Here is a 12,940-nt window from a genome sequence, read left to right as displayed (position 1 = left end):
CACATTACATACTATTCACTCTTCATGTAATTTCTCCTCAATTGCCCACAGGCAGCATTTATATCTGAACCCATTTCTCTTCTAATTGTAGTTTCGATTCCAAAACTAGTTAAAGTATTTTTAAAAATGTTAATATCATTGACACTTGATTTAATAAAGCTGTTTTCTTCTATCTCATTTACGGGTATTAAATTAACATGGCAAGGCAATTTTCTAAGTACTATGCATAGTTCTTCTGCACTTTCTTTCTTATCATTAATTCCTTTTACTAAAGCATATTCAAAGGTTATTCTTCTATTAGTTTTATTATAATAGTATTTGCATGCTTCAATTAATTCTTTCAAAGTATACTTATATGCTATTGGCATGATTTCCTTCCTCATCTCATCATTTGAAGCATGTAATGATATTGCTAAAGTTATCTGTAAATTTAAATCAGCCAATTCCATTATTTTCTCTACTATGCCACAAGTAGATAAGGTAATATGACGCTGTCCAATATTTAGAGTTTCTTCAGAATTAATTAAGTATATAAATTTTATTACATTATCAAAATTATCTAATGGTTCACCACTTCCCATTAGTACAACATTTGAAATTCTTTCACCTATTGATTCTTGAGCTTTAATTACTTGACCTATCAATTCACCTGGTGATAAATTTCTTATAACTCCACCAATAGTAGAAGCACAAAATTTGCATCCCATTCTGCAGCCAACCTGGGTCGAAATGCAAATAGTATTTCCATGCTTATACTTCATAACAACTGCTTCAATAATATTTCCATCTCTATATTGAAACAGAAACTTTTGAGTACCATCTATATTAGATTTATATTCCTGAAGTACTTTGGGAATCCCTATGAGAAAATTTTCAGCTAACTTTTGTTTCATATTTGAAGGTAAATTACTCATTAGCGAAAAATCTAGCTTTTGCTTCTTATAAATCCAATCAAAAACCTGTTTAGCTCTAAATTTACTTTGCCCATTTTCTTCCATCCACAAAATTAAATCCTTTAAGCTGAAATCTAGAATATTTTGCATAATTCACCTACCAGTTTCTTTTAAGTTTTGCTATGAAAAATCCATCCATATATTTGTTTGGTAGTATAGTTACCATTCCATTTTCATAAATAAGATTAGGTAAATTGCCAAAATAAATTGGTTCTATTGAAATATTGGGATAGTTTTCTATTAGCCAATTAATATTTTCCATATTCTCTTTTTTATTTAAAGTACATGTTGAATATATTACAGTTCCATTAGGTTTTACATATTTTATTGAATTGAGCATTATCTTTCTTTGAATTTGTATTATATCTTCTAATGCCTTATTATTTTTCGTATACTTAATTTCTGGTTTTTTCTTAATAATTCCCAAACCAGAACAAGGTACATCTATTAAAACTGCATCTGCAATATCTTTAAGGTCTTCATTAAAAGTTGAAGCGTCCATTTGTCTACATAAAATATTATTTATTCCCAACCTAAACGCGTTTTCTTTTATTAGAGACAATTTATTCTCGTGTATGTCAAAAGCAATAATCTGTGCTTTATCATTTGATAATTCAGATATATGAGTACTTTTACCGCCGGGTGCACTACATAAATCAAATATTTTTAATTCTTCACAAAAGCCCAAGGCTGGTGCAACTAACATAGCACTTTCATCTTGAACAGTAATTTTGCCCTCTGTAAATAGCTGGTTATCTTCAATATTTTTGCCCTTATTAATAATAATAGCTTCCGGGCAAACATATCCTTCTTCTATATCATATCCTAGTCTTTCCAATTCTTCATAAGCTTCATCATAATTAATTTTTAAAGGGTTTACTCTAACAGAGGTTACTGGTCTTTCGTTTAAACCAGATAATATTTCTTCAGTTATCTTTCCTCCATATTGTTTCATAAACAAATTCACTAACCACTTTTCAAATGAATAGTTGAAGCATAATGACTCCACCAAGTTATTCTTATTATAATATGTTTTTTCTGAATCCCTAATATAGTTTCTCAAAACCCCATTTACCAATTTAGATGCACTTACAGAAGAGTATTTCTTTGCTATCTCTACTGCCTCATTAACTGCAGCAAAGGTTGGAACCTTATCTAAGTATCTTATTTGATAAATAGCACTCCTCAAAATGTTTAGAACATATGGCTCTAAACTTTCTATACCTTTTTTAAGAAAAGAATTCAAAATCTTATCTATTGTATATTTATATTTTATGGTTCCATATACTATTTCTGTTATTAAAGCTTTGTCTTTATCATTAAAACTATTTTTTTTAAGTTCATTTCTCAGAATTATATTTGAATATCCTTCATTAGAAAATACAGTATTTAAAATATCTACACATAATTTTCTAGCATTTTTCATCATGTGTCTCCATTCATATTTATTTTAGTCTTCCCTACTTATAGCAATTAGTCTAACAAGTTGTAAAAGTGACATAATAGCTGCTGCTACATAAGTCATTGCGGCTGCTGACAAAACAGCCTTTGCTCCTTTAATTTCATTTCCATATAATATATTTCTTTGTTGTAATATCTTTAAAGCTCTATTAGAGGCATCAAATTCAACTGGAAGTGTTATAAGTTGAAAAATTACTACAGCAATAAACAAGATTATTCCGATGTTAACAAAATAGCCAAGTCCCAAAAACATTCCAAGCAAAAAGATTATCCAAGATGCTCTTGAACTAAAGTTTACTGCCGGCACAATAGCATTTCTTATTTCAAGTGGAGAATATCTTTCATTATGCTGTATTGCATGACCTGTTTCATGTGCTGCGACACCAATTGATGCAACTGAATCTCCATAAAAAACTTCCCTTGATAATCTCATAACTCTATTTCTAGGATCATAATGATCAGTAAGCTTACCATTTATTAGTTCTATTGGAACATCATAAAGTCCATTAGAATCAAGAAGCATTCTAGCTACCTTTTCACCTGTATAGCCATTAATAGTAGTAATTTTTGAGTATTTATTAAAGGATGAGCTAACTTTAATTTGTGCCCAAGCTGATAAAACTAAAGCAGGAATTATTATAATAAATGTCCAATCATAAAATGGTAACATTTATACCACTCCTTTCATATACAATTGTTATGTTAAAATAGTACCTTTTTCGATAACATTTCCTCTTGTATATTGTTCCACAGTCAAAACTTTTTTTCCTGGAAATTGTATCTCTTTTACTAATATTGCACCATCTTTACAAGAAACTTTAATTCCTTTTTGTGAAACATCTATTATAGTTCCAGGCATATACTTATGTTCTTCTGATATTGGCTCTGCCTTATATATTTTCATTACAACTCCATTATAATTAGTATAAGCTACTGGCCAGGGATTTAATCCTCTAATTAAATTATGAATATCTTTTGAGGACATATCCCAATTTATCTTAGCCATTTCTTTATTTAACATAGAAGCATATATAGTATCTGTTTCCGTTTGTTTTTCAGGAACAATTTTATCCTCATACATTTTATTAATAGTTTCTACTAATAATTCGGCACCTTTGTTCATTAAAATATCATGTAATTCTCCTGCAGTCATATCTCTATGGATATTAACTTCTTGTTTTAAAAGCATATCACCTGTATCTAAGCCTACATCCATAAGCATAGTTGTATTTCCTGTTTTTTCTTCACCCTTTATTATAGCCCAGTTAATTGGAGCTGCACCTCTATATTTTGGAAGCAGCGAAGCATGTAAATTAATGCAAGCATATTTAGGAATTTCAAGAACTTCTTTAGATAAAATTTGACCATAAGCTACAACTACAATAAAATCTGGTTTAATTGCTCTTAAGCTTTCAATCGCCTCTTCTTCTTTTCTTAATTTATGCGGCTGCAGCACTTTAATATTGTATTTTAAAGCTAGTTCTTTTACTGGAGACATGGCAAGACTTTTCCCTCTTCCTTTTGGCTTGTCAGGTTGAGTAAAAACTGCCTCTACACCGAAGTTGTCAATTAGAGCTTGCAAAGAAGGAACTGCAAAATCAGGAGTTCCCATGAAAATTATCTTCATTAAATTACTCCTCACTTTCTTCCATTACTTTATCTATAAATAATATACCATTTAGATGATCTATTTCATGACAAAAAGCCCTAGCAAGAAGCCCTTCTCCTTCCATTTCAAATTCCTCTCCTTTTTCATTTAGGGCACGAACGGTTACATTTAATGGTCTATCTACTTTACCTTGTTCTCCAGGTATACTTAAGCATCCTTCAAAGTCAATCTGACTTCCATGAGCCTTTAATATTTCTGGATTTATTAGTGTAATTGGTCCTTCTCCAACGTCAATTACAACTAGCCTTTTTAAAATTCCTATTTGTGGCGCTGCAAGTCCAACTCCATCTGCAGCATACATAGTTTCTTTCATATCCTCTATTAAAGTGATAATTCTATCATTAATCTCTTCAATCTTTTTAGATTTTTTTCTTAAAATTGAATCTCCTTCTTTTCTTATATTTCTTAAAGCCATTTTAAATCCTCCTTTTAATTTCACTTCAAGTCAATGCTAAACTATAGTAACTATGTTAATAGTCCTATAACAAATTAGATGGATTAATATCCAAACTTATCCTTATATCATTATAAACCTCTTGTAAACAATCATAAACAATATTTTTAACCTTTAAGGCTAAAATATTGTCTATCTCTCCCTTAATCAATATTTGCCATCTAAAATATTCTTTTATTTTTGATAAAAGGCAAGGAGAAGGTCCTAGTATCCCTATTTTATCATTTTCTTTTAGATTATTGTTTAGTTTTATGGCAAGTAATTGTATATTTTTTATTAACAACTGCTCATTTTTACTGCTTAAATTAATTGATAGTATTTTAGAGAATGGAGGGTACCCCATGTTTTCTCTTATACTTATTTCTTCTTTATAAAAACTTTTATAATCATTTATCAAAGAATATTTTATGCTGGAGTTTTCAGGATTATAGGTCTGCACAATTACTTTTCCCTTTTTTTTGCCCCTTCCAGCTCTTCCTCCAACTTGAGTAATTAACTGAAAGGTTTTTTCACCAGATCTAAAATCAGGTAAATTTAAAGAAATATCTGCAGCAATTACACCTACAAGAGTAACATTTTTGAAATCTAATCCTTTTGCAATCATTTGTGTTCCAACAAGTATATCAGCTTTACCATCTTTAAAATCATTATAAATTTGCTCATGAGAATTTTTCTTTCTTGTAGTATCAAAATCCATTCTAATTGTTCTAGCATTAGGAAATTTAACTTTTATTTCTTCTTCCACTTTTTCAGTGCCTATACCGAAATATTTAACATAATTGCTTCCGCATTTAGGGCACACCTTCAAAGCTTTATATCTTTTTCCACAATAATGGCACTCTAGAAAATCTCCTTTGCTATGATATGTCAAAGCAATATCACAATCCAAACATTTAAATACAAATCCACATTTTCTACAGGATACAAAAGTAGAAAATCCTCTTCTATTTAGAAACAAAATGATTTGTTCTTTGTTGTTTAGTGCATTCTCTATTTCTTCATATAGCTTTTCACTAAAAATCGATTTATTATTTTTCAGCAATTCTTGTCTCATGTCAACTATATGGACCTCTGGCATATCTGCTCCATCTGCCCTATTATTAATAGTTAATAATTGAACTTCTCCCTTTAGGCATCTATAATAGTTTTCTATTGATGGAGTTGCAGAACCCAATACTAACTTACATCCTTCTAAATTACACTTTAATTCAGCAATCTCTAAAGTGTTATATTTAGGATCACTATCTGATTTATAACTATTTTCATGTTCCTCATCAATAACAATAATTCCTAAATTTCTAAATGGAAGAAAAATAGCTGAACGTGCACCAATTGCTACCTTTACTCTTCCATTTTTTACTCTTAACCATTCATCATATCTTTCGCCATCAGAAAGTCTACTATGAAAAACAGCTATATTTTTACCGAACCTTCCCTTAAATCTTTCTACCATCTGAGGAGTAAGAGATATTTCAGGAACTAAAATTATAGATTCTTTTTCATTTTTAATCATTTCATTAACTAAGTTCATATAAATTTCCGTTTTGCCACTACCAGTAACTCCATGTATTAAAAACAAATTTTTATTTGAACCTAAAATATTCTTGACTACAGAACTTTGTTCTTCATTAAGTATTTTGGGTTTATATTCAGAATAGTCTTTTGTATTAAATCTATCTACTATAGTATCTTCTGTAGATAACAATTTGTGCTTAATCATTGTATTTATAGAAGATAGAGATATATTAAATAATTTGCTCAATTCTGATTTACTGTACATTCCATTATTATTCTGTATAATGCTATATATTTGTTTATAATTATCTTTTAAGGTTTCATCATACAATTCATTATTTACATAAATTAATTCTTTTGACTTTTTACTTATTCCTTTTATTATTCCAGTAGGAATAATTACTTTTATACATTCTAAATAAGTGCATAAATATTTTTCTCTCATTATTTCAATTAGCTTAATATCTTTATCACTAATAACAGTAAATTCTTCGAATACACTTACCACTTCTTTTAATCTACTAGGATTTTCGCATTCATTATATAATTGTAGTACAAAACCATCAATTATTTTGTTTCCTCTTCCGAAAGGTACCTTTACCATGGATCCAAGCTTTATTTTACCTATTAATTTATCAGGTATTCCATATGTAAAAATTTTGTCCAAGCTAATCGATTGGTTATTTACTATAACTCCTGCATATTTAAACACATACTTCACCCTTTTTTATAAAACTAAGTTATTGTAGAATTATAAGAAAAAAGCGCATTAGCGCTTTTCATTAATAATATTAAACAATTCTCTTGCAATCATTCTTTTGCTCATCTTACTAATTGAAATATTTCTACCATCTCTACATAAAATATTTACCTTATTTTCGTCACAAGCAAAGCCTGTATCATTACAAGTAATGTCATTAGCCACTATGTAGTCTAAATTTTTTCTTTCCAGCTTTGATTTTGCATTAGCAATAAGATCATCACTTTCTGCAGCAAAGCCAACTAAAATTTGGTTTTTTTTCATTTCACCAATAGTTCTAAGTATATCAGTATCTTTTTCAAACTGAATCACTAAATCCTCATTAACTTTCTTAATCTTCTTATTAGAATAGTTTTTAGGTTTATAATCTGCTACTGCTGCAGCTTTTATTACAATATCTGAAGACTCAAAATTTTCTTTTACCGCTTTCAGCATTTCATGATTTTCTTTGATATTAATAACCTTCATGCCAAAAGGTTTATTTATATTGCATGGTCCACTTATTAAGGTAACCTCTGCACCTCTATCTCTTGCTTCTTCTGCTATGGCATATCCCATTTTCCCACTTGATCTATTAGTTATAAATCTTACTGGATCCACAGGTGCAATAGTCGGACCTGCTGTAACAAGAACTTTTTTACCTTTTAAATCTTTAATATCATATACCATACTAAGAACAATTTCACTAATTAAGGTTGTATCCGCTAGTTTACCTGAGCCAGTATCTCCACAAGCAAGTCTTCCTTCTTCAGGCTCAATAAATTTATATCCAAAGACCTTTAGTTTTCTAATATTATCTTGAACAATAGGATTTAAGAACATGTTTGTGTTGGCCGCTGGTGCAAATACTACTGGTGCTTTTGTTGCCATTATTGTAGTAGTAAGCATATCATCAGCTATTCCATTAGCGACCTTTCCTAATACATTTACAGTTGCAGGAACTATTAGCATTAAATCTGCTTTTTTAGCTAAAGAAATATGTTGAATTTCCCAAGCTTTTGGTTCTGCAAACATATCAACCACTACCATGTTTTGGCTAAGTGATTGAAAAGATAACGGACTTACAAACTTCGTAGCATGCTCAGTCATTATTACATGTACTTCTAATCCAGCCTTCTTTAACTTGCTGATTACATCCAAGGCTTTATAAACTGCAATACCACCAGTAACCCCTACTACAATAGTTTTCTTGTCACTCATTTTATTTTATTCCTTTCGCTACTGACTCATATAATACTTTTCCTTCATTGAGCTCGTTTATAGCAATAGTAAGTGGTTTTGAAGCTTCTTCTAATTTAATTTGCGCTTCATCTCCATCAATTAATTGTCTTGCTCTTTTTGATGTAACAATAACTAGCGAATATCTGTTATCAACTTTAGTTAATAAGTCAACTATGGATGGTTTAATCATATAATTGTTCATGTATTAGTCCCTCCTTTGATACAATGTTTTCTTGTATTCTTTCAACACTACATTTTTCTGCAATTATTATACTTTTAATTTTATTTACTGCTTCTTCAATTTTATCATTTACTACAGCATAATTGTACTTTGATACATAATTAATTTCCTTATATGCAGACTTAAATCTTGTCATTAAGGATTCAGGAGTTTCACTTCCCCTTTTAATAATTCTATTTTTTAATTCTTCCATGGAAGGAGGAAGTATAAATATAAATACTCCTTTTGAATATGTCTCTTTTACCTTTAAAGCACCTTGTATATCAATCTCTAATATTACATCTTTTCCTTCTTCAAGTTTTTCAATTACTTTAGATTTTGGTGTTCCGTAATAATTACCATATACTTCTGCATATTCAAGAAAATCTCCTTGTTTAATCTTGTTAAGAAAATTTTCTTTTTCTAGAAAATAATAATTTTTCCCTTCTACCTCACCTGTTCTTGGTGATCTAGTTGTTGCAGAAACAGATAACCAGAATTCACCGCTTTCTATTAGCTCTTTACATATAGTTCCTTTTCCTGCACCTGAAGGACCAGATATTACTACTAGTAAACCAATCTTTTTTTCGCTATCTGTCATTACTCTTCAACCTCATCAATTGTAACTTCACCCTTTGAAGTTAATCTATGAGCAACAGTTTCTGGTTGAACAGCAGATAAGATTACATGGTCGCTGTCTGTAATTATTACGGCTCTTGTTCTTCTTCCGTATGTAGCATCTATTAGCATACCTCTATCTCTAGCTTCTTGAATAATTCTTTTAATAGGTGCAGATTCTGGGCTTACAATTGCTACAAGCCTATTTGCAGAAACTATGTTCCCAAATCCAATATTTATTAACTTAATACTCATAATTATCCTCCCAAATTTTATTCTATATTTTGTATTTGTTCTCTAATTTTTTCTATATAGTTTTTTATATTTATTGTTAAATTAATTATTTCTAAATCACTTGACTTTGAAGCCATGGTATTAGCTTCTCTATTCATTTCTTGAACAATAAAATCTAGCTTTCTGCCAATAGGCTCGTTTATTTCTAAGGTCTCCTTAAGCTGATTTAGATGACTATGAAGTCTTATAATTTCTTCATCTATTGCTGCTTTATCTGCAAAAATAGCAACTTCAGCTGAAACTCTAGCTTCATCTATAGTACCTTTTTCTAGCAATTCCTTTAATCTATTATTAAGTTTATTTTTATAATCTTCTACTACAAAAGGTGCTTTTTTTTCTATATTATACAATAGTTCTTTAATTTTATTACTATTAGATAAAATATCTTCTAATAATTTTAATCCTTCTGCTTTTCTCATATTAACTAGGCTTTCAGTAGCTTCAATTAGTGCATCATTTAAATTTATCCAAACCTCTTCTAGGTCTTCCTCTTTTTTCTCTAATGAAACTACCTCTGGAAATTTTGCAATTAGGGATACAGAAATATCATTATTTACATTATATCTATCTCTTATTGTTTCTAATACATTCAAATAGCTATCAGCTAAAAGTTCATTAAATTTAACATTTAAGTCTTCTTTTCCATAAATATTCTGATTGATAAATATATCTATTTTCCCTCTATTTATTCTTTCTTTTACAGCTTCTCTTACCTTATTTTCTAGTGACATTAAACTTCTTGGCATTCTAATATTAAAATCAAGATATCTATGATTTACACTTTTAATTTCAACTGTAAAGTTATTGGCATCTTCCTCTTTGCTCACCGACCTACCAAAACCTGTCATACTCTTTACCATTATTATCATCCTTCCGCATTTAATCCTAGATTACATTAATTATACATAATCAGCAATAAAAATATCAAGTTTTATTTAGGTCGAGTAACATACTAACTATAATACCATATTTTTTATTATAATTAAATATATTAATTATATACCTTTATAGCCTTCAAAAATTTAATAATATGATCTTTATCTTTTGTAAGTGAAATTCTAAAATATCCCTCTCCTGAATCTCCAAAAGCATTTCCAGGTGTTACTATAATTCCAAAATTTAATAGTAATTCTAGACAGAATTCTTCTGTAGTATACCCCTTAGGTATTTTGCACCATAAGTAAAAGCTTCTACTGTGGTTATAAAATTGGATGTTTTTTTCTTTTAAAATCTCTTCTGTTATTCTCCTTCTTTCATCATAAATTCTTCTAATACTTTTAATATATTCTCTATTAATTTTTAAAGCGTTGATAGCAGCCTGTTGAATTGGTTTAAATTGACTTGAATCTACATTGCTCTTAACCTTTAGCAGAGACTTTATAATTTCTCTATCCCCCACTGCAAAACCCACTCTAAATCCTGTCATATTGAAAGTTTTTGAAAAGGATCCAAATTCGATAACCTTCTTTCCTTTTCCGTATTGCAACAAACTTATTGGATTTTCTTTTTCTTTAACAATTTCATTATAGGCTCCATCATTACACAATATAATGTTATTTTTCCAGCAGAAATCTATTGCATTTTTATAAAAAGCTTCATCTGCAATAGCTCCAGTAGGATTATTAGGATAGTTTATTATAATGAGTTTAGAATTTTCAATTATTTTTTCTGGAATTACATTAAAATCCATTTGAAAATTATTTTTTTCCTTAATAACTACCTTATATGGAATGCACCCCCACAAATAGGAGCAAGCTTCGTATACAGGATATGCTGGATCGGGAACTATTACATAATCTCCAATACTGCATATGGCTGGTATTAGGTTGCTTATTCCTTCTTTAGATCCTATTAAAATTATAATCTCATCTAACGTTAAGCAAACTGAAAACACTTCTCTGTAATATTTAATAATCTCTTTTTTTAGATTAACTATACCATCATATGGTGGATAATTATTAAAGCCATCAATTTTTAATCCTTCAATAATGCCATTAATTATACTTTCATGGACTCTTAAATCAGGATCTCCTATTCCTAAATCAATAACTTCATATCCTCTAGAAGTAACTTCTTCTTTAATCTTTTCTAAAGATTTGAAATGGTATTCTTTAATATTTGAAAGTCTATTATTTATCATTAATAGATCACCCTGAATAATTATTTTAATTTATATTATTCAAATTAAAACATGCAGGTTACTATGCTGAAATGTTACTCTATCACAGTAATTATTTAGATAAAATTATTTAAAATAAAAGCGTTTGAATTTATAAGCTAATATAAAATCAAACGCGTATAAGCATGTTATTACTAATATTATTTTAATCCTATTGCAACAAGCTTTATTATAAATAATACAGCTAGAATATATATTACAATCGAAACCTTTTTCCTTTTATTTTTATCCTTTGTAAATATATTATTTATTAAATTTAATATTGCATAAGCCAAAACTCCTAAAGTAAGTCCATCACCTATACTGTAGGTTAAAGGCATTAAAGCAATTGTTAAAAAAGCTGGTACCCCTTCAGTAAAATCAGCAAAATCAATTTTTGTTACATTTTCCATCATAAAAAAGCCTACAATTATTAATGCTGGAGCAGTTGCACAAGCCGGAATTGCAATAAATAATGGTGAGAAAAACATTGCTGCTAAAAATAAAATTCCAGTTACTATCGAAGTAAGTCCTGTTCTTCCACCTTCAGCGACACCAGCTGAGCTCTCTACATAAGTAGTAACAGTTGATGTTCCGATTAATGCTCCAAAAGTTGTACCAATTGCATCTGTAAGTAATGCTTTACCAGCATTTTTTACTTTTCCTTCCTTGTCAATCATACCAACCTTAGATGCAACTCCTACTAATGTACCAACAGTATCAAAAAAATCAACAAATAAGAAAGTTAATATTATTGTAATAAATGTCCAAATCTTAGTTGTATCTGTTATATATGAAAAATCTAATTTAAAAGCAATATCAGCAAAAGATTCAAATTTAAATATTCCTTGTGGTAGATATATTTGATATGTTTCCGCAGCTAATTTAGGATTTTTTAAAGCGTATACCCAAGCAATTATAGTGCTTACAACAATTCCTATAAGCAAAGCTCCCTTAACATTCTTTTTGGACAAAATTACAATTACAATAATTCCTATGCAAGCAATCACTACAGGTGGTGTTGCAAAATTTCCTATACCAACTAAAGTCGCATCATTTTTAATTACTATTCCAGCATTTACAAATCCAATGAATGCTATAAAAAGTCCAATACCAGCAGTAACAGCCAATTTCAATGTAAGTGGTATGGCATTTACAACAGCTTCTCTAACGTTTGTTAAAGATAAAATAATAAAAATTATACCTTCAATAAATACGGCTGTTAAAGCTACCTTCCAATCAATTCCTCTGGCTTGAACAACGCTAAATGCAAAAAAAGCATTTAGTCCCATTCCAGAAGCTAGAGCAAATGGTAGATTTGCATACATACCCATCAATATAGTTGTTAATCCAGCTGAAAGACAAGTGGCAGTTAATATTGCTCCCTTAGGCATACCTGTTACGCTAAGTATATTAGGATTTACAGCAATTATATACGCCATTGCTAAAAATGTTGTTATTCCAGCTATAACCTCCCGTTTAACATTGGTATCATTCTCTTTTAATCTAAAAAAGTTTTCCATTATATATCCTCCTTTGAAAACTTAATATTCATCACGTAACTATTATAATTTTATAAAACGGTTTTCAAATAGTTAGCACAAAGGAAATATTAGC

General features: G+C 29.4%; 13 protein-coding genes. All 13 read right to left on the bottom strand.

Going from position 1 to position 12,940, the window contains the following annotated elements:
- Nucleotides 1-11: 11 nt before the first annotated feature.
- The 13 genes from rlmN to CLHOM_RS05440 all read right to left on the bottom strand — a co-directional run bounded on the left by rlmN (nucleotide 12) and on the right by CLHOM_RS05440 (nucleotide 12,846).
- Nucleotides 12-1,043, bottom strand: coding sequence for a dual-specificity RNA methyltransferase RlmN (rlmN, locus tag CLHOM_RS05500; RefSeq protein ID WP_052220693.1), 1,032 nt, complete (start codon nucleotides 1,041-1,043; stop codon nucleotides 12-14).
- Between the two features lie 7 nt (nucleotides 1,044-1,050).
- Nucleotides 1,051-2,379: a 16S rRNA (cytosine(967)-C(5))-methyltransferase RsmB gene (gene rsmB, locus CLHOM_RS05495; protein ID WP_052220692.1), complete on the bottom strand. Its 1,329-nt coding sequence runs from the start codon at nucleotides 2,377-2,379 to the stop codon at nucleotides 1,051-1,053.
- A gap of 24 nt (nucleotides 2,380-2,403) precedes the next feature.
- Nucleotides 2,404-3,084 (bottom strand): zinc metallopeptidase, encoded by a 681-nt coding sequence (locus CLHOM_RS05490; RefSeq protein WP_052220691.1) that lies wholly within the window; start codon nucleotides 3,082-3,084, stop codon nucleotides 2,404-2,406.
- A gap of 27 nt (nucleotides 3,085-3,111) precedes the next feature.
- The gene (gene fmt / locus CLHOM_RS05485) at nucleotides 3,112-4,041 is read right to left on the bottom strand and encodes a methionyl-tRNA formyltransferase (RefSeq protein WP_052220690.1); all 930 of its coding nucleotides are present in this window, start codon (nucleotides 4,039-4,041) and stop codon (nucleotides 3,112-3,114) included.
- 4 nt (nucleotides 4,042-4,045) lie between these two features.
- The gene (def, locus tag CLHOM_RS05480) at nucleotides 4,046-4,498 is read right to left on the bottom strand and encodes a peptide deformylase (RefSeq protein ID WP_052220689.1); all 453 of its coding nucleotides are present in this window, start codon (nucleotides 4,496-4,498) and stop codon (nucleotides 4,046-4,048) included.
- Nucleotides 4,499-4,562: 64 nt separating this feature from the next.
- A complete protein-coding gene (priA, locus tag CLHOM_RS05475; RefSeq protein WP_052220688.1) occupies nucleotides 4,563-6,764 on the bottom strand; it encodes a primosomal protein N' in 2,202 nt (733 codons plus the stop codon).
- A 57-nt stretch (nucleotides 6,765-6,821) separates the two neighbouring features.
- The gene (coaBC, locus tag CLHOM_RS05470) at nucleotides 6,822-8,012 is read right to left on the bottom strand and encodes a bifunctional phosphopantothenoylcysteine decarboxylase/phosphopantothenate--cysteine ligase CoaBC (protein ID WP_052220687.1); all 1,191 of its coding nucleotides are present in this window, start codon (nucleotides 8,010-8,012) and stop codon (nucleotides 6,822-6,824) included.
- A gap of 1 nt (nucleotide 8,013) precedes the next feature.
- Nucleotides 8,014-8,235: a DNA-directed RNA polymerase subunit omega gene (gene rpoZ, locus CLHOM_RS05465; protein ID WP_052220686.1), complete on the bottom strand. Its 222-nt coding sequence runs from the start codon at nucleotides 8,233-8,235 to the stop codon at nucleotides 8,014-8,016.
- The gene (gene gmk / locus CLHOM_RS05460; RefSeq protein WP_052220685.1) at nucleotides 8,216-8,854 is read right to left on the bottom strand and encodes a guanylate kinase; all 639 of its coding nucleotides are present in this window, start codon (nucleotides 8,852-8,854) and stop codon (nucleotides 8,216-8,218) included. Before gmk ends, rpoZ begins: the two co-directional genes overlap by 20 nt.
- Nucleotides 8,854-9,126, bottom strand: a complete 273-nt coding sequence (remA, locus tag CLHOM_RS05455; RefSeq protein WP_052220684.1) for an extracellular matrix/biofilm regulator RemA — start codon at nucleotides 9,124-9,126, stop codon at nucleotides 8,854-8,856. Before remA ends, gmk begins: the two co-directional genes overlap by 1 nt.
- A 17-nt stretch (nucleotides 9,127-9,143) precedes the next feature.
- On the bottom strand, nucleotides 9,144-10,025 hold the full coding sequence (locus tag CLHOM_RS05450) for a YicC/YloC family endoribonuclease (protein ID WP_052220683.1): 882 nt from the start codon (nucleotides 10,023-10,025) through the stop codon (nucleotides 9,144-9,146).
- 131 nt (nucleotides 10,026-10,156) lie between these two features.
- Nucleotides 10,157-11,305 (bottom strand): aminotransferase class I/II-fold pyridoxal phosphate-dependent enzyme, encoded by a 1,149-nt coding sequence (locus CLHOM_RS05445; RefSeq protein ID WP_052220682.1) that lies wholly within the window; start codon nucleotides 11,303-11,305, stop codon nucleotides 10,157-10,159.
- A 179-nt stretch (nucleotides 11,306-11,484) separates the two neighbouring features.
- Nucleotides 11,485-12,846 carry an NCS2 family permease gene (locus tag CLHOM_RS05440; RefSeq protein ID WP_052220681.1) on the bottom strand — a complete coding sequence of 454 codons (1,362 nt, stop codon included), beginning with the start codon at nucleotides 12,844-12,846 and terminating at the stop codon, nucleotides 11,485-11,487.
- Between the last annotated feature and the right edge of the window lie 94 nt (nucleotides 12,847-12,940).

It is taken from the genome of Clostridium homopropionicum DSM 5847, from assembly GCF_001263795.1.
In the GTDB taxonomy this organism is placed as follows: domain Bacteria; phylum Bacillota; class Clostridia; order Clostridiales; family Clostridiaceae; genus Clostridium_H; species Clostridium_H homopropionicum.
The sequence above is the reverse complement of the archived record's forward strand: the minus strand, read 5'-3'. Positions and strand labels throughout refer to the sequence as shown.